This is a genomic window from Xanthomonas sp. D-109, from assembly GCF_017746095.1.
In the GTDB taxonomy this organism is placed as follows: Bacteria; Pseudomonadota; Gammaproteobacteria; order Xanthomonadales; family Xanthomonadaceae; genus Xanthomonas_A; species Xanthomonas_A sacchari.
The window spans coordinates 283,188-300,515 of record NZ_JAGHWV010000003.1 but is presented as its reverse complement, the minus strand read 5'-3'; the positions used below and the strand labels follow the sequence as shown (position 1 = coordinate 300,515).

General features: G+C 69.8%; 19 protein-coding genes. 10 read left to right on the top strand and 9 right to left on the bottom strand.

Annotation, left to right across the window (positions count from 1 at the left end; translation table 11 throughout):
• Positions 1-13 precede the first annotated feature (13 nt).
• From J7357_RS05775 to J7357_RS05765, 3 genes are all read right to left on the bottom strand, one after another.
• On the bottom strand, positions 14-1,282 hold the full coding sequence (locus tag J7357_RS05775; protein WP_209245338.1) for a heme biosynthesis HemY N-terminal domain-containing protein: 1,269 nt from the start codon (positions 1,280-1,282) through the stop codon (positions 14-16).
• Complete coding sequence (locus J7357_RS05770; RefSeq protein ID WP_010340056.1) at positions 1,279-2,259, bottom strand: uroporphyrinogen-III C-methyltransferase; 981 nt, start codon at positions 2,257-2,259, stop codon at positions 1,279-1,281. The genes J7357_RS05775 and J7357_RS05770 overlap by 4 nt, the downstream gene beginning before the upstream one ends.
• A 112-nt stretch (positions 2,260-2,371) precedes the next feature.
• Positions 2,372-3,154, bottom strand: a complete 783-nt coding sequence (locus J7357_RS05765) for a uroporphyrinogen-III synthase (RefSeq protein WP_209245337.1) — start codon at positions 3,152-3,154, stop codon at positions 2,372-2,374.
• Positions 3,155-3,187: 33 nt separating this feature from the next.
• Here J7357_RS05765 and J7357_RS05760 point away from each other — a divergent pair, with 33 nt between their 5' ends.
• The 5 genes from J7357_RS05760 (at position 3,188) to J7357_RS05740 (ending at position 6,262) form a co-directional block, all read left to right on the top strand.
• The gene (locus J7357_RS05760; RefSeq protein WP_209245336.1) at positions 3,188-3,658 is read left to right on the top strand and encodes a YiiD C-terminal domain-containing protein; all 471 of its coding nucleotides are present in this window, start codon (positions 3,188-3,190) and stop codon (positions 3,656-3,658) included.
• A gap of 45 nt (positions 3,659-3,703) precedes the next feature.
• Positions 3,704-4,123 (top strand): hypothetical protein, encoded by a 420-nt coding sequence (locus J7357_RS05755; protein WP_209245335.1) that lies wholly within the window; start codon positions 3,704-3,706, stop codon positions 4,121-4,123.
• 53 nt (positions 4,124-4,176) lie between these two features.
• Positions 4,177-4,611: a rhodanese-like domain-containing protein gene (locus J7357_RS05750; protein WP_017907746.1), complete on the top strand. Its 435-nt coding sequence runs from the start codon at positions 4,177-4,179 to the stop codon at positions 4,609-4,611.
• Between the two features lie 88 nt (positions 4,612-4,699).
• A complete protein-coding gene (gene secB, locus J7357_RS05745; protein WP_010340061.1) occupies positions 4,700-5,218 on the top strand; it encodes a protein-export chaperone SecB in 519 nt (172 codons plus the stop codon).
• Between the two features lie 18 nt (positions 5,219-5,236).
• The gene (locus tag J7357_RS05740) at positions 5,237-6,262 is read left to right on the top strand and encodes an NAD(P)H-dependent glycerol-3-phosphate dehydrogenase (protein ID WP_017912148.1); all 1,026 of its coding nucleotides are present in this window, start codon (positions 5,237-5,239) and stop codon (positions 6,260-6,262) included.
• A gap of 176 nt (positions 6,263-6,438) precedes the next feature.
• On the opposite strand, the gene J7357_RS05735 is transcribed toward J7357_RS05740, so the two are convergent.
• Together J7357_RS05735 and J7357_RS05730 are read right to left on the bottom strand one after the other, a co-directional pair.
• Positions 6,439-7,011, bottom strand: coding sequence for an Ax21 family protein (locus J7357_RS05735; protein WP_209245334.1), 573 nt, complete (start codon positions 7,009-7,011; stop codon positions 6,439-6,441).
• Positions 7,012-7,252: 241 nt separating this feature from the next.
• The gene (locus J7357_RS05730; RefSeq protein ID WP_209245333.1) at positions 7,253-7,795 is read right to left on the bottom strand and encodes a TetR family transcriptional regulator; all 543 of its coding nucleotides are present in this window, start codon (positions 7,793-7,795) and stop codon (positions 7,253-7,255) included.
• A 146-nt stretch (positions 7,796-7,941) separates the two neighbouring features.
• Here J7357_RS05730 and J7357_RS05725 point away from each other — a divergent pair, with 146 nt between their 5' ends.
• Positions 7,942-8,631, top strand: a complete 690-nt coding sequence (locus tag J7357_RS05725) for a DUF1349 domain-containing protein (protein WP_209245332.1) — start codon at positions 7,942-7,944, stop codon at positions 8,629-8,631.
• Between the two features lie 5 nt (positions 8,632-8,636).
• Here the strand turns inward: J7357_RS05725 and J7357_RS05720 are convergent, their stop codons facing one another.
• From J7357_RS05720 to J7357_RS05705, 4 genes are read right to left on the bottom strand one after another with little or no spacing between them, the layout of a single operon-like run.
• Entirely contained in the window at positions 8,637-9,044 is a 408-nt protein-coding gene (locus J7357_RS05720; protein ID WP_209245331.1) for a DUF2000 family protein, read from the bottom strand.
• 55 nt (positions 9,045-9,099) lie between these two features.
• Complete coding sequence (locus tag J7357_RS05715; RefSeq protein WP_209245330.1) at positions 9,100-10,137, bottom strand: AraC family transcriptional regulator; 1,038 nt, start codon at positions 10,135-10,137, stop codon at positions 9,100-9,102.
• A gap of 4 nt (positions 10,138-10,141) precedes the next feature.
• The gene (trmL, locus tag J7357_RS05710; RefSeq protein WP_209245329.1) at positions 10,142-10,621 is read right to left on the bottom strand and encodes a tRNA (uridine(34)/cytosine(34)/5-carboxymethylaminomethyluridine(34)-2'-O)-methyltransferase TrmL; all 480 of its coding nucleotides are present in this window, start codon (positions 10,619-10,621) and stop codon (positions 10,142-10,144) included.
• 41 nt (positions 10,622-10,662) lie between these two features.
• Positions 10,663-11,139 (bottom strand): hypothetical protein, encoded by a 477-nt coding sequence (locus J7357_RS05705; RefSeq protein WP_209245328.1) that lies wholly within the window; start codon positions 11,137-11,139, stop codon positions 10,663-10,665.
• A gap of 413 nt (positions 11,140-11,552) precedes the next feature.
• On the opposite strand from J7357_RS05705, the gene J7357_RS05700 reads away from it, so the two are divergent.
• The 4 genes from J7357_RS05700 to J7357_RS05685 all read left to right on the top strand — a co-directional run bounded on the left by J7357_RS05700 (position 11,553) and on the right by J7357_RS05685 (position 17,283).
• Positions 11,553-14,426, top strand: coding sequence for a pitrilysin family protein (locus J7357_RS05700; RefSeq protein WP_209245327.1), 2,874 nt, complete (start codon positions 11,553-11,555; stop codon positions 14,424-14,426).
• Positions 14,427-14,551: 125 nt separating this feature from the next.
• A complete protein-coding gene (locus tag J7357_RS05695) occupies positions 14,552-14,869 on the top strand; it encodes a DUF4156 domain-containing protein (protein WP_019800624.1) in 318 nt (105 codons plus the stop codon).
• A 102-nt stretch (positions 14,870-14,971) separates the two neighbouring features.
• Positions 14,972-15,988 carry a 3-oxoacyl-ACP synthase III gene (locus J7357_RS05690; protein ID WP_209245385.1) on the top strand — a complete coding sequence of 339 codons (1,017 nt, stop codon included), beginning with the start codon at positions 14,972-14,974 and terminating at the stop codon, positions 15,986-15,988.
• Positions 15,989-16,110: 122 nt separating this feature from the next.
• Positions 16,111-17,283: a Fic family protein gene (locus J7357_RS05685; RefSeq protein ID WP_209245326.1), complete on the top strand. Its 1,173-nt coding sequence runs from the start codon at positions 16,111-16,113 to the stop codon at positions 17,281-17,283.
• Positions 17,284-17,328 lie beyond the last annotated feature (45 nt).

Sequence of the window (17,328 nt, the reverse complement as noted above, 5' to 3'; positions counted from 1 at the left end):
GGAGCAACCGGACTCAGCCCTCCAGCCGGGGGAATCCGTGCTCGTCGCGATGCTCCGTGCTGCCCGGCTCAGGCGCGATCGAGGGCGCCGGCGCCACCGGCTCCGGCAGCGGCTGGGCCGGTTCGCCGCGCTGCACGCGTAGCGCATTGGCGTAGCAGCGCTGCGCCGCGAGCATGTCGCCGGCGTCGGCATAGCTGTCGCCGAAGATCTCCCAGGCCTCGGCGCCGGCGCCGAGCGCCAGCGCACGGTGCAGGAATTCCTCCGCCTGCGGCCACTGCTGCTGGTGCCGGGCCAGGCGCGCCAGGGTCAGCAGCAGCGCCGGGCTGTCCGGATGCGCCTGCAGCCAGCGCTGCGCGCTGGCGCGGCGCGAATCGTACTTCTCCACCGGCAGCCGTCCGTACAGCGCGGCCAGGCCTTCGTCCCAGCGCGTGTCCAGCGCCTGCTCCAGGCTGCGCAGCGCCGCATCGTCCCAGCGCAGCGCCGCCGCGCGCACCGCGTAGGCGGCGACCACCGCCGGCTCGCTGCGCAGCGACTTGGGCAGGCTTTCCCAGCGTTCGGCCAGGGCATTGGCATCGGTCGCCTGGTCCAGCGACGCCGCGGCCAGCCGCGTTTCCAGCGTGGCGATCGCCTCCAGCGGCAAGGCCTGCTGCTGGCGGATCGCGCCGAGCTGGCCATAGGCCTCGCCGGCACGGCCGATGCGGGTCAGCGCCTCGGTGCGCAGCAGCAGCCCGCGCGGCGGCAGCGGCTGTGCCGCGGCCACGTCCAACGCGTTGATCGCATCCACCGGGCGCTGCTGCTCCAGGTGCAGTTCGGCCTGCAGCAGCGCATGCGCAGCGGCATCGCGTTCGGCCAGGCGGCGCAGGTGGCGCTCGGTCGCCTCGCGGTCGCCGCGCGCATCGGCCGCGCGCACCGCGGCGATCATGGCGATGGCGCTGACCTCGGGATCCTCCGCGGCGGCGTTGAGTTGCTTCTCGGCCCGCGTCCACTGGCCGGCATGGGCAGCGGCCAGGCCGTCGAGCAGGCGCGCACGCGACTGCTTGCGGCGGCGCCGGCCCCAGGCGCGGAACGGGAAGCTGAGCACGTTCCACACCAGCCACAGCGCCAGGAACGCGATCACCAGCAGCAGCGAGGCCTGCGGCAGCGAGGCGATGTAGTCGGTGCCGCCGACGCGCACGATCACCTCGCCCAACTGGCGTACCGGGTCCTGCCCCAGCCATTGCGCACCGATCACGCCTAGTGCGATGACGATCAACAGCACGATCAGGGAACGAAGGGATTTCATGACGGGCTCCTTGCGTCGCGCATCGCGCGCAACTGTTGCAGGGTGGTTCCGAGTTCGGGAATGGTCGGCCGCAGATCGGCGTTGGCCAGGGTGCGCAGCGCGGCGCGGCGTTCGCGCAGTTGCGGCGACTCCGGCCACAGCCGCGACAGCCAACGCCCGGCGCCGGCCAGTGCGCTGCGATAGCCGCGCGTGTCGCCGCGCTCCAGTGCCGCGCGCGCCAGGGTCAGGTCGAGCTGCAGCGCATCGTGGGCGGCCACGCGCTCCGAGCCGGCGGCCAGCACGCCGCCCTGCGAGGGGCGGATCTTCACCAACGGCGCCAGCAGGCGCTGCCACAGCGGCTGCTGCGCGCTCTCCGGCAATTGCGTGGGCAGCTTGTCCAGGCTGGCGGCGAAGGCATCCAGCTGCGCCGCCAGGCGCGCCTGCGGGCCGTCGCCCAGCGCGTCCAGCGCGGTGCGTTCCTGCAGCAGCGCCTGGCGCAGGTTGAGGAATTGCGGATCGTCGATGCCGTCCAGCACGCCACTGGCCAGGGCATAGGCGCGGCGCGCGCCGACCGCGTCGCCGGCCAGCAGCAGGCGCTGCTGGCCCTGGTTGAGCAGCAGTTCGACCTCGTCCAGGCGCAGCGCCTGCGCGCCGTGGCGGTTGGAGTCGGCCAGCTTGGCGACATTGGCCTCCAGCAGCGCGCTGCGCTGGCTCAGGCCGAGCATTTCGTCGCGCAGCACACGGTTGGTGCTGGCCGCGTCCTGCAGCCGCTGCGCAGTGGCGCGCTGATCGCGGCGCAGGCTGTCCTGGGCCTGCTGCAAGGCCTGCAGTTGCTGCTGCAGGTCCGACTGCTGGGCCAGTTCGCGCGCGCTGCGCGCCTGCCACCAGTCCCAGCCACGCCAGCCGGCGAACGCCAGCGCGGCCAGCGTGGCGAGTACCAGCAGCAACCAGATCCAGCGTGTGGAACGGCGAGGCGTGATCGGGATTTCGTCGGTCATCGGCAGCGTCCTGGAGGGCCGTCGCCCGTCGCGAGCAAGGCGGGGGTCGGCGCGGCACCGCCGAGCATGGCGTGAGCGGCAGTGCGGCCGCAACCCGGGCGCTGGCCCGCGTTCAGCGAGGTGGCGAACGCGTCACGATCGCCACCGCGGCGGCCACCAATTGCTGCAGCATCGGCCCGGCCGCCTGCGCCACGTCGACGAAGCCAAGGTCTGCGGCCAGGGTCGCCAGGCGCGCGCTGGCCGCGACCACCGGACGTGCGCGCCAGGCCTGCGCCAGGTCCTCGGGCAATTGCGCCATGACCTGTTGCAGCGCCTCTCCGCTGCTCAAGGCCAGCACCCCGGGCGGCGCCGCACGCAGGCGGGCCAGGTCGGCCGGGCGCAACCGCACCGGTTCGCGGACATACACGTCGGCGCGCCGCAGCGGCGTGCCGCGCGCCTGCAGGTGCGCGGCGATCAGCCCGCGCCCGCCGGGGGCGGTGACCAGGCCCACCGGCAACTCCGGCGCAGCCAGTTCCGGCAGCGCCAGCAGCCCGTCGCTGTCCATCCGCGTCGGCGTCGCCACCTCGGCGATGCCGTGTTCGCGCAAGGCGCGCGCCGTGCCTGCGCCCACCGCCAGCCAGCACTGGCCGGGGCGGGCGGTCAGCGGCTGCAGCGCCGCAGCGGCGCGTACCGCCGCCGGGCTGCTGACGATGACCCGCGGCGCATCCAGCGCCGCGGCCAGCGCCGCGCGGGTGGCGGGATCGCCGCGCGGCCGTATCCGCCATGGCGACACCGCCAGCACCCGCCCGCCGCAGCGCGCCGCGGCCCGCCGCAGCGGCGCGTGCTCGCCCTGCGGGCGCAGCGAGATCAGGGTCCAGGCCGGGGCGGCGGTTGCATGCACGCTCATGCCAGGCATTATGCGAGCCCCCACCGGCAGCACAATCGCACCATGGCAGCGGATCTTTCCTTCGAGGCGTTCCTGCAGCAGTTGCAACGGCAGTTCCAGGCCATGCCGCCGGTGGCGGCGCTGCAGATCGCCGTGCAGGGTTATGCCGAGCAGCGCCTGCACCTGGTCGCGCCGCTGGCGGCCAACCTCAACGACAAGGGCAATGCCTTCGGCGGCAGCCTGGGATCGGTGATGACCCTGGCCGGCTGGGGGCTGGTCAACTGCGAGCTGCACCGCGCCGGCCTGCAGGCCGACGTCTATGTCGCCGACAGCCAGGTGCGCTACCTGGCGCCGCTGTACGCCGATCTGCATGCCCAGGCCACTGCCGACGCGGAGGGCGACTGGGACGTGTTCGTGAACACCTTCCGTCAGCGCGGCCGCGCCCGCATCGGCATCCAGGCCCAGGTCGGTGCGCCTGACGCGACAGCGGCGGCGACCTTGAGCGGTCGCTTCGTGGCCATCGCCAAGGGGTAGGATGCGCGGATCGCGCACCCCCCGCGCCGCCACCTGGACGCTGCCATGCCTTCGATGTTCCGCGCGCTCGCGCTGCTGTTGCTGCTGGGCTGGACCGGTGCGGCCACGGCCGGCAGCGGCGCGCAGCAGCGCAAGCTCGACGACCTGCAGACCGCCTATGCCGCGGCGGTGCGCTGGAGCGAGTTCGAAACCGCCTGGCAGGCGGTGGATCCGGCCTACCGCCAGGCGCATCCGCTGACCGACCTGCAACTGGAGCGCTACCGGCAGATCCAGGTCTCCTCCTACAAGGTCGGCGCAGCCGCGGTCGGCGACGGCGAGGCGCTGCGCGAGATCGAGCTTGGCGTGATCAACCGCAATACCCAGGCCGAGCGCATCGTCCGCTACCGCGAGCGTTGGCGCTGGGACCCGGCGGCCAAGACCTGGTGGCTGCAGGACGGCCTACCGGACCTGTGGAACGGCCAGTAGCGCGGTCGCCGAGCTGTGCGACAATCGGCGCCCGCTTCCCGCCCCCGAGTCCCGTGAACTTCGAAGAACTGCTGGCCTTCGCCGGCCGCAACCCGATGCTGGCCCTGGCCCTGGTGGGCCTCACCATCGCCCTGATCGTCACCGAAGTGGCGCGCCTGTTCCGTGGCTACAAGAGCCTGCGGCCGGCCGAGCTGACCCGCCTGATCAACGCCGGCAACGCGGTGGTGGTCGACCTGTCGGCCTCGGCCGATTTCGAGAAGGGCCACATCGCCGGCAGCCGCAACGCCACCGCCAGCCAGTTCGGCCCCGAGCACAAGCTGGTGGCCAACGCCAAGGCGCAGCCGGTGGTGCTGGTCTGCCGCACCGGCACCACCGCCGACGGCGCCGCCAAGCAGTTGAAGAAGGCCGGCTTCGAGCAGGTCTACGTGCTGGAGGGCGGCATCGCCGCCTGGCAGCAGGCCGAGCTGCCGCTGGTCAAGGGCCGCTGAGACACCCTGTCCGGCCGGCCCTGGAGGGTCGCGGCCGGCGTGTGATAATCCCGTTTCTTTCTGTTACCGAATCCACCGGAGTCAAGCAATGTCCGACCTCACCAACAACGGCGCCGCGGCGCCGGCCGACGCCGCGGCCGGTCCCGCCTTCACCATCGAGAAGATCTACGTCAAGGACGTGTCCTTCGAGTCCCCCAACGCGCCGTCGGTGTTCAACGACAACGCGCAGCCGGAACTGCAGCTCAACCTCAACCAGCGCGTGCAGCAGCTGAACGAGCAGGCCTTCGAAGTCGTGCTGGCCGTGACCCTGACCTGCAACGCCGGCGGCAAGACCGCCTACGTGGCCGAAGTGCAGCAGGCCGGCGTGTTCGGCCTGGTCGGCCTGGACCCGCAGGCGGTGGACGTGCTGCTCGGCACCCAGTGCCCGAGCATCCTGTTCCCGTACGTGCGTTCGCTGGTCAGCGACCTGATCCAGGCCGGCGGCTTCCCGCCGTTCTTCCTGCAGCCGATCAACTTCGAGGCCCTGTACGCCGAGACCCTGCGCCAGCGCGCGCAGCAGGGCGAGGGCCAGTCGCTGGCCGATTCGGAGCCGGCCGGCAACGCCTGAGCGCGTTCGCCGTTGCGCATGCGCGATAACGCCAAGAAGAAGATCGCCGTCCTCGGCGCCGGCTCCTGGGGCACGGCGCTGGCGTCGCTGACCGCACGGCACGGGTATCCGACCGTGCTGTGGGGTCGCGACGCCGTGGTCGCCGAGGCCATCGGGCAGCGCCACGAAAACCCGCGCTATTTGCCGGGAATCGCGCTGCCGGAGGGCCTGCAGGCCACCACCGACCTGGCGGCGGCCATCGATGGCGCCGACTGGATCCTGGTGGTGGTGCCGTCGCATGCGTTCACCGACACCCTGCAGCAACTGGCGCCGCTGCGCCCGGCGCAGGCCGGTGTGGCCTGGGCGACCAAGGGCTTCGAGCCCGGGTCCGGGCGGTTCCTGCACGAGGTGGCGCAGGAGATCCTCGGCGAGGACGTCCCGCTGGCGGTGGTCACCGGCCCGTCCTTCGCCAAGGAAGTGGCCCTGGACCTGCCGACCGCGGTGACCGTGCACGGCGATGCTGCGTTCGCGCAGCAGGTCGCCGACGCCATGCACGGCCCGACCTTCCGCGCCTATACCGGCGACGACATGGTCGGCGCCGAGCTGGGCGGGGCGATGAAGAACGTGCTGGCGGTGGCCACCGGCGTGGCCGACGGCATGGAGTTGGGCCTCAACGCCCGCGCCGGCCTGATCACCCGCGGCCTCAACGAGATGCTGCGGCTGGCCGCGGCGATCGGCGCCAAGCCGGAGACCCTGATGGGCCTGGCCGGGCTCGGCGACCTGGTGCTCACCTGTACCGGCGACCTGTCGCGCAACCGCCGGCTGGGTCTGGCGCTGGGTCGTGGGCAGCCGCTGCAGGAAGCGGTGCGCGCGATCGGCCAGGTGGTCGAGTCGGTGCAGACCGCCGACGAGGTGATGCGCCAGGCCGAGCGCCACGGCATCGACCTGCCGATCTCCAATGCGGTGCGCGCGGTCCTGCACGGCGAGCTGACCCCGGCGGTGGGCCTGCAGCAGTTGCTGGCGCGCGAGCAGAAGCCCGAGTATCCGACCACCCTGTTCAGTTGATCCGGCCATCCGCCGGATACGAAAACGCCCGGCCTGGCCGGGCGTTTTCGTATCCGCTCTCCAGCGCGCCAGCCACGACGGCCTGATCGACAGGCAAAAAAAAGCCCGGTCGTGAGACCGGGCTTTCCGAACCGCGCGCGGCGGGAGAGAACGACGCGCGCAGTGCTAGGTAACGCTTACCAGCTGAAGCGCGGGCCGACGAACCATTCCTTGTCGCCGTTGCGGTCCATCTTCAGGTCGGCGCTCAGGCCCCAGTTCTGGTTCAGCTTGGCCTGGGCGCCCAGACGACCGTAGAACTCGCCTTCCGGATTGATGCCGTCCTTCTTCAGGTAGTCCTCGTAACCGCCCAGGACATAGACTTCCAGGTACGGGTTGAACGCGGTGCGGATGCCCGCTTCGGCGCTCCAGCCGTTGAACTTGGTGCCGTACTCCGGGGCGAAACGGTTGTAGGCCACGCGGGTCACCAGGTCGGTGCTGGCCGCGATCTCGTGGTTGTAGCCGGCGCCGACGCGCCACTGGTCGACGCGCACGTCGCCGAAGTCGGTCTTCTGGCGGTTGAAGTCGCCGAACACGCTGAAGTTCGGGTGGAACGCGTAGGAACCCTTCACCGCCCAACCGTCGGCGTCGCCGCCGTTGGCGTCGGTCTTGACGTAGCCGGCTTCGGCGTAGTTGTAGGAAAGGCCTTCGGCAGCCGAAGCGGCGAACGGCAGGGTGGCCAGGAGGCCGAGAGCAAGCAGAGAGGTCTTCATAATCGGGGTACCTTCGTTATTGGTTTGTCGGCGCTGAGGCGTGGGGCCGTTCGCTGCCGATATGTAAATTATCCGTTAGCGACCCGAACTCGCCCTGAATCCCAAACCGACTAGTCCATAAATTAAACGCCCTGTTCAGGCGTTCGCGACGCATTGTTGTGATGCGCGCCGTTGCATTTCAGGCAACCGCGAATTTCAGGGCTTCAGCGCAGGTGGCGACACCCACCGCGCGGTCGGCACGCTACAGCGCGGCAAGCGTCTCGATCGCCGCGCGCACGCGCTGCCTGTCCATGGGTACCACCGAGCGGTGGATCGTCGCGCCTTCGATGAAGGCGTCGATGGCGGCGGATGCGGCGACGGAGAAATGCGTTTCCAGCGCGGCCCGGCTCCTGGCCATCCACTGCTGCATGATCGCGGTCAGCGCCGGGTGCCGGCGGGCGAAGGCATACAGTTCGTAGCTCAGCAGCAGCACCCGCGGCGACGCCGTTCCCTCGGCGAAGATGATGTTCACCACCGCGTCCAGGGCCTGTGCGTGGTTCTGCGCGGCGCGGATTTCGGCGGCGAAGTCGGTGGACACCTCCTGGGAAAACCGGGTGAACGCGGCCACCAGCAGGTCGTGCATCGAACCGAAGTAATAGGTGGTGGCGCTCAGCGGAACACCGGCCTCCGCGGCGACCTTGCGGAAGGTGGTGCCGGCGACGCCGTGGTCCAGGATCACCCGCAGCGCGGCCTGCTCGATCGCTTCCTTCCGATGCGGATCCTGGCGCCAGGTCCTGCCGCTCATGCCTGTCCAACGCTGTCTCGACCAAGGCCGATGATCGCAGGTCGCGGTTGACGCCTCAATTGGTACGGATGTACAAATTCGCCGCTGAGGTCGACGAAGGCCATCGCCGCGATGGCGCCTCGCAACCAACGACGAGGAGCGGCGCGATGGCCAATGGCGGAGAGCGGGACGTGGATATCGGGCGCCGGGCGACCGTGGGCGGGCTCGCCGCCGGTGGCGTGGTGCTGGCCACCGGGGTGCACGCCGCCGCGCCCGCCGGTTGGGAGGCCGGCACCTGGCTCAATGCGCCCAAGGTGCATCGGATCCTGCCGGGCGGCGTGCTCGACGTGGTCACCGACAAGGGCAGCGATTTCTGGCGCGAAACCCATTACGGGTTCACCCGCGACAGCGGGCATTTCCTCGGCATCGCCGCACCCGCGCGCTTCACCTGCCAATTGCGCGTGCGCGGCAAGTTCGAGCAGCTCTACGATCAGGCCGGCCTCATGGTCCGCGTGGATGCGCGTCGCTGGGTCAAGGCCGGCATCGAGCTGAGCGACGGGCGGCCGATGCTCAGCAGCGTGTTGACCGATGGCCGTTCGGACTGGGCCACCGGCCCGTACGAAGCGGACGCGTCGGATTTCTGGATGCGTGCCACCGTGGACAAGGGCGTGCTGCGCCTGCAGGTCTCGCGCGACGGCAAGTACTGGCCGCTGGTGCGGCTGTGCCCGTTCCCGGTTGCGTCCTCTTACCTCGTCGGCCCGATGACGTGCACGCCGGAGCGCGAGGGCTTGAACGTCCGCTTCTCCGATTGGCGGCTGGGGCCGCCGCTGGGCAAGGACCTGCACGATCTGTCCTGACGCGTCTACCGATGCAGCGCCAGGCCCTTGGTGGCTTTTTCGATGGCCTTCTTCGGTCCGCGCAGGCCTAGACCCACCAGGTTGAGGTTCCCAGGATCTTCCGCAGCGAACGCCTGGCGATTGGCCGCATCGTGGCCGGTCGAGAACATGGCAAATACATACGGCAGCACGGTGATCTCGCGCGCCAGCCCCACGCGGTGCGCGGCCTGAAGCCCATCGAGATCGGCTTCGAACACCAGCATCGGTTGCCCGAGCAGGCGGCCGTAGCGCTGGCCGTTGGCATCGATGTACGGGTCGCCCATCGCGTCGGGGGCGGCCGCGGCGATGCCCGTCGCCAGGAAGGCGGCCACGTTCAGGCGCTGCCAGGTCGCCAGGTCGTTGCGGACGATCAGGGCCACTTTGGTATCGAACATGCGCAACTCCGCGGTCTGGATGAGGCGCCATGGTCGGCGTCGCCGCCGCTGCGTTCTAGAACGCCTGTGCAGCACCGCCCGCACATTGCCGCCGGTACGCGGCCGGCGTGAGCCGATAGGCGCGCTTGAACCAGCGGCCCAGATGGCTCTGATCGGCGAATCCGACCTTGAGCGCCACGTCCGCCGGCTCCTGGCCATCCGCCAGCAGGGCACGGGCAACGCGCAGGCGCAGTTGGACCAGGTAGGCATGCGGCGACAGGCCGAACGTGCGCTGGAATTGCCGGGTGAGGCGGAACCGATCCAGGTCAGCGTGGTCGGCAAGCTCATCGAGACTGACGTCGCGCGCCATCTCCGCGTGCAGAAAATCCCTGGCACGCGCCACGGTTGGGGTCGACGCGCAAGGGCGCTGCGCCTCGGCCGACAGGTGCGGGGAGAGCAGGCGCATCATGCGGTCCAGGCTCTGGTCCCGCGCCAGCCGGCCTTCGCGCTGATGGATCGCCAGGAACGCCTGGCGTATCGCCGCGCTCAGTGCGGCGTCGTCGGCCAGGGTCGTGCGGAACGCCGGATGCAGCGCGGAACCATCCTGCTGGCCGCGGCGTTGCAGTGCTTCCGCCAGCCAGCGCTGTGGCAGGTAGAGCATCGCGTAGGTGAAACCGTCCTCGGCCGGCGCATGCCCGTCGTGGACCGCGCCCGGTTCGATGAGCATGGCACGCCCGGGCGTGCTGGTGTGCAGCGCACGCTGGCAACGGAAGCGCTGCACGCCCTGCAGGGTCACGCCGACCAGCACCTCGTCGTGATCGTGCGGATCGTAGGCATGCCCGCGGAAATGCGCATGCACGCTTTCGATACCGGTCTCGCGGTCGCGCTGGATCCTGACCCAGTCACTGGCGTTGGGTTGGGTGTGCGATGTCATTGGCGGAGCCTCGTGGGAGCACGACAGGCGGCGTGTCACTGGATGCAGGGACACGCCGCCCAGGCCCAGTGTAGAAGCGTCGGCCGCTTCCAGCGGGGTCAGACGCGATCGGGAAGGACAGGCTGCGGATCTTTTCGTCCCCCGTATCGAAGCGCTTCGCTTCCGGGCGCTGCGCGCCACGCGCTCACTCGGCGCCGGGAAAACCCAGTTGCCGCCACGCCTCGAACACCACCACCGCGACCGCGTTGGACAGGTTGAGGCTGCGGTTGTGCGGCTGCATCGGCAGGCGCAGGCGCTGCGCGTCGGGCACCTGTTCCAGCACGGTGTCCGGCAGGCCGCGGGTTTCCGGGCCGAACAGGAAGGCGTCGCCGTCGGCGAAGGTGGGCGTGTCGTAGCGGGTGCTGCTGCGGGTGCTGAGGGCGAACAGGCGACGCGGCGCGATGGCCTGCAGGGCCGCTTCCAGCGACGCGTGGACCTGCAGTCGTGCGTACTCGTGATAGTCCAGGCCGGCGCGCTTGAGTTGACGGTCGCCGAGCTCGAAGCCCAGCGGCTCGATCAGGTGCAGTTGCGCGCCGGTATTGGCGCAGAGGCGGATGACGTTGCCCGTGTTGGGCGGAATCTCGGGCTGGTACAGCAGAACGTGCAGCGTTGGGGTCGCGATCATCGGCGCAGTGTACGCGCCGGCGCGGAGGCCTTGCTGCCGATTCAGCGGATCAGGCCGACCGCCATGTCCTGGCCCAGCTTCTGCAGGCTCGGCTGCAACTGCAGCATCGCGCTATCCAGCGTCTCGCCGACCACGTCGCCGATCGCCAGCATGCTGCCCATGTCCGCGTCCGGACGCACCTGCACGGTGGCCAGGGTGACCACGTGCTGGCCGGCGGCCTGCGCGAGGTCGCGTTCGGCGACCTGCTCGGCCGACGGGCGCACCTGCACCGCGGCCAGGGTGGTGATGCCGCTGGACAGTGCGGCATCGCGCTGGGCGATCTGCTCGGCGGAGGGGCGCACCTGTACCGCCGCCAGGGTGGCGATGCCGCTGGCCTGTTCGACGTTGCGCTGGGCGATCTGGTCGGCCGACGGGCGCACCTGCACGGTCTCCAGGGTGGTGATCTGCGCGGCGGCGAAGGACGGCGCGGCGAACAGGGCGGCGATGGCGGCGGTCAGGAGCAGCGTGGTGGTTTTCATGGCGGGCCTCGTTGGTGTTGTTGATCAGTGGTGTGGTAGTAAGGTAGTACACCTAATCAGGGGATGCAAGAACTTTTTCGCGCTCGGCAGTTTCATTAAGCTTGCATTCACTAAATCGGGCGAACTTCTGCGTTCGAGGATATGTAAGCAGGCCGCGTGCCAACTACAAGTTTCTGTATTTAAAGGAAAATTAAGTCGTGGAAAGTGTCCGGGGGCGGACACCCGGGCGCTCGCGTACGTCGGACGCGGACACCGCCGCACAGTCCGTGGCGGTAACCGATCCACTGCTGGGGCGGTTGCGGCGCCTTAGAAGAAGGACGTCAGCGACAACGGCGGAATGCGCGCCGTGCAGTACGCCCGGTACGATCGGCGTTCACCGGCTGTTTCACTGGCCCCAAGGAAGAAGGATCCGCATGACTGTCTCGACACGCCCGCGTGGCGCCCTGCTGGCCGTTGCCCTGTCCGTCGCGCTCGGCGCACTGGGCTACGCGCCGCCTTCGACGGCGGCCAGGCCCGCCGCCGCCACGTCGGTGGATATCGCCTACGAACAATTCACCCTGCCCAATGGGCTGCGGGTGGTGGTGCACACCGATCGCAAGGCACCGATCGTGGCGGTCAACCTCTGGTACCACGTCGGCGCCAAGGACGAGCCGGCCGGGCGCACCGGGTTCGCGCATCTGTTCGAGCACCTGATGTTCCAGGGCAGCGAGAACCACCACGGCGAGTTCTTCGAGCCCTTCAAGCAGGTCGGCGTCACCGACCAGAACGGCACCACCAACAGCGACCGCACCAACTACTTCGAGACCGTGCCGACCACCGCGCTGGACATGGCGCTGTGGATGGAGTCGGACCGCATGGGCCACCTGCTCGGCGCCATCGACCAGGCCGCGCTGGACGAACAGCGCGGGGTGGTGCAGAACGAGAAGCGCCAGGGCGAGAACCAGCCGTACGGCCAGGCCTGGAGCCGGCTGAGCCGCGCGCTGTACCCGTCCGGCCACCCGTACCACCACACCGTCATCGGCTCGATGAACGACCTCAACGCGGCCTCGCTGGCCGACGTGAAGCAGTGGTTCCGCACCTGGTACGGGCCCAACAACGCGGTACTGGTGCTGGCCGGCGACATCGACCTGGCCACGGCCAAGGAGAAGGTGACGCGCTACTTCGGCGACATCCCGGCCGGCCCGACCATGGCCCAGCCCAAGGTCGACGTGGCCCAGCGCAGCCAGTCCAGCCGCGAGACCATGACCGACAAGGTGCCGCAGACGCGGATCTACCGCGTCTGGAACGTGGCGCAGACCGGCACCGAGGATGTCGATCGCCTGCAACTGCTCGCGCAGGTGCTGGGTGGCGCCAAGTCCTCGCGGCTGGACCGGCGCCTGGTCCACCAGGACAAGCTGGTCGACCAGATCAGCGCCTCGGTGTGGGCGTCGCAGCTCGGCTCCGGCTTCGGCATCATCGCCATGGTCAAGCAGGGCGTGGACCCGGCCAAGGTCGAGGCGGCGATCGACGAGGAAGTGCGCCGGCTGCTGGACAAGGGGCCGGACAAGGCCGAATTGGCGCGCGCCAAGACCGCCTTCCGCGCCGGCTTCATCCGCGGTGTCGAACGCATCGGTGGCTTCGGCGGCAAGGCCGACGTGCTGGCCGAGTGCGCGGTGTACACCGGCGACCCCGGCTGCTTCCGCACCTCCCTGGCGACCATCGCCTCCACCCGCCCGCGCGATCTCACCGCGGTCGGCCGCAAATGGCTGGGCAAGGGCGACTACACCTTGCTGGTCCAGCCGGGCGAGCGCGTGGCGATGGCCGAGGAGCCGACCGTGCAGCCGGCGCCGCTGAATCCGCCGCCGGTCGATCCCAAATACAGTGCGCTGCCCAGCGTGGTTGACCGCAGTGCCGGCCCGCCCAGGACCACCCAGTTCCCGCAGCTGAAGTTCCCGGCGCTGCAGCGCGCCACGCTGAAGAACGGCAGCACGGTGATCCTGGCCGAGCGCCACGACGTGCCGGTGGTGCAGTTCAGCTACGAATTCAAGGGCGGCTACAGCGCCGACCAGGGGCGCAAGCCGGGCACGGCCAGTTTCGCCATGGGCATGCTCGACGAGGGTGCCGGCGACCGCGATGCGCTGGCGTTCGCCGATGCGGCCGAGGCCCTGGGCGCGTCGCTGTCCGCCGGCGCCTCGCTGGACGGCAGCAATGCCTATCTGTCGGCGCTGAAGGAGAACCTGGCGCCGTCGCTGGCGCTGTATGCGGACATGCTGCGGCGGCCGCGCTTCGCGCCGAACGAGATCGAGCGGATCCGCGCCAGCTGGATCGCCGGCATCCGCCAGGAGAAGGCCCAGCCCAACGGCGTGGCGATGCGGGTGCTGCCGCCGCTGCTGTACGGCGCCGGCCATCCGTACGCGATCCCGTTCAGCGGCACCGGCACCGAGCCGGCGATCGCGGCGCTGCAGCGCGAGGATCTGGTCGACTTCCACCGCGACTGGGTACGGCCGGAGAACGCCACCCTGATCGTGGTCGGCGACACCACCCTGGGCGAGATCGTGCCGTTGCTCGACGCGCAGTTCGGCGACTGGAAGGGCGAGGGGGCCACGCCGTCGGTGCCGGCCCCGGCCACGGTGGCACGGCCGGGCAAGCCGCGCGTGTACCTGATCGACCAGCCCGGCGCGGTGCAGGCCAACCTGTTCGCCTCGGAGCTGGTGCCGCCGACCACCGACCCGGCCGCGGTCCGCTTCGACATGGCCAACGGCGTGATCGGTGGCGATTTCACTTCGCGGCTGAACATGAACCTGCGCGAGAACAAGCATTGGTCCTACGGCGCGCGCAGCGGCGCGGCCAGCGCGCTCGGCCAGCGGCCGTGGACCGCCTCGGCGCCGGTGCAGATCGACAAGACCGCCCCGGCGCTGCAGGAGATGTCCAGGGAGATCAGCGCCTTCGCCAACGGCAAGGCGCCGCCGACGGCAGACGAGGTGGCGCGGATCCGCAACATCCAGACCCTGAGCCTGCCCGGCGCCTACGAGACCGCCAGCTCGGTGATGGGCGCGATCGGCGGCATCGTCCGCTACGGCCGCCCGGACGACTACGTGTTCAAGCGCAAGGCCGAGATCGAGGCGATGACCCCGGCGCAGGTGCGCGAGGCGGCGTCGATGCTCGACCCCAGCAGCCTGACCTGGGTGGTGGTGGGCGACCTGAAGCAGATCGAGGCGCCGGTGCGCGCGCTGAAGCTGGGCGAGGTCACGGTGATCGATGCCGATGGGGTGCCGCAGGGCGGGGCGGCGAAGCCGGCCGGGCGCTGATCCGGGTGGGCGCGCGTCGGCCACGGCCGGCGCGCGCTGCTCGCGGCCGCCGGGGTGCCGGCCGTGTCATGGCCGATTCAGCGTTTTGCGGCACAATCCGGATTCACCCGCCAATGGCCCACTCCATGCGTCTACCGATCGCCCTCGCCTTGCTCGCCACGCTCGCCGGCTGCACCTGGGTGCCGATGGCGCCGGAGGGCAAGGGGGTACGGGTGCTGCCCCCGGGGCAGGCCGCCAGCGGCTGCGAGAAGCGCGGCGAGGTGGTGGTGTCGGTGAAGAGCAGCGTCGGCTTCTACCAGCGCAACCCGCTGCGGGTGCGCGAGGAACTGGAAACCCTGGCTCGCAACGAGGCCCCTGGGGTGGGCGCCAACACCGTGCAGGCGATGGGCGACCCGGTCGACGGCGACCAGCGCTTCACCGCCTACCAGTGCGGCGGCCGCTGAACCGCTCAGACCATACGCTTTCCGCGGATTTGTTAAAGATGCGGTAAACCCCCGCAACCGCTAGAATTGGCGCCCCCTCGCCTGACCCTGGCGTACACCTCGATGCTCTTCAACAACGTCTCCATCGCGGGACTGGCGCACATCGATGCGCCGCACACGCTCACCTCCAAGCAGATCAACGAGCGCCTGCAGCCGACCTACGACCGGCTCGGGATTCGCGCCGACGTGCTCGGCGACATCGCCGGCATCCACGCGCGGCGCATGTGGGATCAGGACATGCAGGCCTCCGACGCGGCGACGCTGGCGGCGCGCAAGGCGATGAGCGATGCCGGCATCGAGGCCGGGCAGGTCGGGCTGCTGGTCAACACCTCGGTCAGCCGCGACTACCTGGAGCCGTCCACCGCCAGCATCGTCTCGGGCAACCTGGGCGTGAGCGAGCAGTGCATGACCTTCGACGTCGCCAACGCCTGCCTGGCCTTCATCAACGGCATGGACATCGCGGCGCGGATGATCGAGCGCGGCGAGATCGACTACGCGCTGGTGGTCGACGGCGAAACCGCCAACCTGGTGTACGAGAAGACCCTGGAGCGGATGACCTCGCCGGACGTGACCGCCGACGAGTTCCGCGACGAGCTGGCCGCGCTGACCCTGGGCTGCGGCGCCGCAGCCATGGTGATGGCCCGCGCCGAACTGGTGCCGGACGCGCCGCGCTACCGCGGCGGCGTGACCCGCTCGGCGACGCAGTGGAACACCCTGTGCCGGGGCAACCTGGACCGGATGGTCACCGATACCCGCATGTTGCTGATCGAAGGCATCAAGCTGGCGCAGAAGACTTTCGCCGCCGCGCGCCAGGCGCTGGGCTGGGCGGTGGACGAACTGGACCAATACGTCATCCACCAGGTCAGCCAGCCGCACACCCAGGCCTTCATCAAGAACTTCGGCATCGACCCGAAGAAGGTGATGACCATCTTCGGCGAACACGGCAACATCGGCCCGGCCAGCGTGCCGATCGTGCTGAGCAAGCTGCGCGAGCTGGGACGCCTGAAGAAGGGCGACCGCATCGCCCTGATGGGCATCGGCTCGGGCCTGAACTGCTCGATGGCCGAGGTGGTCTGGTAACGGGAGGCGCAGGTCAGGCGCGCAAACTTTCTTTCCTTGCGCGCCTCAAGCTAGGCGTTTAGAAAGAAATTTGTTAGATTTCTTTCCTAAGAGCCGTCTCCGGCCACGGCAAGGATTGCCTGATGTCGCTTCGACGCTGTACCGGACACTACGTCCCCGGGTCGCTGGCCGGTAGCCGCTATCAGGCATTCGTCCCTGACCCGCTGCCGCCCGAGCCGCCGCTGCAGTTGGCGGCGCCGGCGCTGATCGCGCGCAAGGAACAGGCCGACCAGGCGCTGGGTCGCCTGGATGGCATCACCCTGATGCTGCCGGACCCTGAGCTGTTCCTCTATCACTACGTGCGCAAGGAAGCGGTCCTGTCCTCGCAGATCGAGGGCACGCAGTCGTCGCTGTCCGATCTGCTGCTGTTCGAGCTGGACGAGGCGCCGGGCGTTCCTCTGGACGACGTGGAGGAAGTCTCCAACTACGTCGCCGCGTTGAACCACGGGCTGCGGCGCTTGCGCCATGACGACTTCCCGCTGTCGCTGCGGCTCATCCGCGAAATGCACGCGCTGCTGCTGCAAGGCGGGCGTGGCGCCGGCAAACGTCCGGGCGAATTCCGTTCTGGCCAAGTCTGGATCGGCGGTGCCTCGCCGGCGTTGGCGCGTTTCGTGCCGCCGCCGCCGGAAGCGCTGGGTGCGGCGCTGGGCGCCTTTGAGCGCTTTCTGCATGCGCCGGGCCACGACGTCTCGCCGCTGGTCAAGGCGGCCCTGGCACATGTGCAGTTCGAAACCATCCATCCCTTCAGCGACGACAACGGCAGGCTGGGGCGGCTGCTGATCGCACTGATCCTGTGCAACGAAGGGGTGCTGCGCGCGCCCAGTCTGTATCTGAGTCTGTTCTTCAAGCGCCATCGCGCACGCTACTACGAGCGCCTCAACGCGGTACGCACCGAGGGCGACTGGGAGGGCTGGTTGGACTTCTTTCTCGAGGGCGTGGCGGACACGGCGCAACAGGCGGTGTCCACCGCGCAGCGCCTGCTGGCGCTGCTGGCGGCCGATCGCGCACGCATTGCCGGGTTGGGAACGCGTGCGGGCAATGTCGGCCTGGTGTTCGAGCAGTTCGCCCGTCGTGTGCTGCTGGGCGTGCCGCAGGTCCAGCCGTATTTGCCGCTCAGCGCGCCAACGATCCGTGCCGCCATCCGCACCTTGCAGGAGCTGGCCATCGTCAACGAACTCACCGGGCAGCAGCGGCACCGCGTGTTCGCCTATCAAGCCTATCTGGACATCCTCAGCGAGGGCGCGCAGCCGCTATGAGTCCCCTGGTGCCCGACGCCGACGGCAAGGCACCATGCGCGGCGG

Coding starts and splice junctions, on each gene's coding strand:
- J7357_RS05725 (WP_209245332.1), top strand. CDS start 7,942: ATGGCCAATGGCGGAGAGCGGGACGTGGATATCGGGCGCCGGGCGACC.
- J7357_RS05695 (WP_019800624.1), top strand. CDS start 14,552: ATGCGTCTACCGATCGCCCTCGCCTTGCTCGCCACGCTCGCCGGCTGC.
- J7357_RS05720 (WP_209245331.1), bottom strand. CDS start 9,044: ATGTTCGATACCAAAGTGGCCCTGATCGTCCGCAACGACCTGGCGACC.
- J7357_RS05700 (WP_209245327.1), top strand. CDS start 11,553: ATGACTGTCTCGACACGCCCGCGTGGCGCCCTGCTGGCCGTTGCCCTG.
- J7357_RS05705 (WP_209245328.1), bottom strand. CDS start 11,139: ATGAAAACCACCACGCTGCTCCTGACCGCCGCCATCGCCGCCCTGTTC.
- trmL (WP_209245329.1), bottom strand. CDS start 10,621: ATGATCGCGACCCCAACGCTGCACGTTCTGCTGTACCAGCCCGAGATT.
- J7357_RS05685 (WP_209245326.1), top strand. CDS start 16,111: ATGTCGCTTCGACGCTGTACCGGACACTACGTCCCCGGGTCGCTGGCC.
- J7357_RS05760 (WP_209245336.1), top strand. CDS start 3,188: ATGGCAGCGGATCTTTCCTTCGAGGCGTTCCTGCAGCAGTTGCAACGG.
- J7357_RS05730 (WP_209245333.1), bottom strand. CDS start 7,795: ATGAGCGGCAGGACCTGGCGCCAGGATCCGCATCGGAAGGAAGCGATC.
- J7357_RS05690 (WP_209245385.1), top strand. CDS start 14,972: ATGCTCTTCAACAACGTCTCCATCGCGGGACTGGCGCACATCGATGCG.
- J7357_RS05755 (WP_209245335.1), top strand. CDS start 3,704: ATGCCTTCGATGTTCCGCGCGCTCGCGCTGCTGTTGCTGCTGGGCTGG.
- secB (WP_010340061.1), top strand. CDS start 4,700: ATGTCCGACCTCACCAACAACGGCGCCGCGGCGCCGGCCGACGCCGCG.
- J7357_RS05735 (WP_209245334.1), bottom strand. CDS start 7,011: ATGAAGACCTCTCTGCTTGCTCTCGGCCTCCTGGCCACCCTGCCGTTC.
- J7357_RS05740 (WP_017912148.1), top strand. CDS start 5,237: ATGCGCGATAACGCCAAGAAGAAGATCGCCGTCCTCGGCGCCGGCTCC.
- J7357_RS05770 (WP_010340056.1), bottom strand. CDS start 2,259: ATGACCGACGAAATCCCGATCACGCCTCGCCGTTCCACACGCTGGATC.
- J7357_RS05775 (WP_209245338.1), bottom strand. CDS start 1,282: ATGAAATCCCTTCGTTCCCTGATCGTGCTGTTGATCGTCATCGCACTA.
- J7357_RS05765 (WP_209245337.1), bottom strand. CDS start 3,154: ATGCCTGGCATGAGCGTGCATGCAACCGCCGCCCCGGCCTGGACCCTG.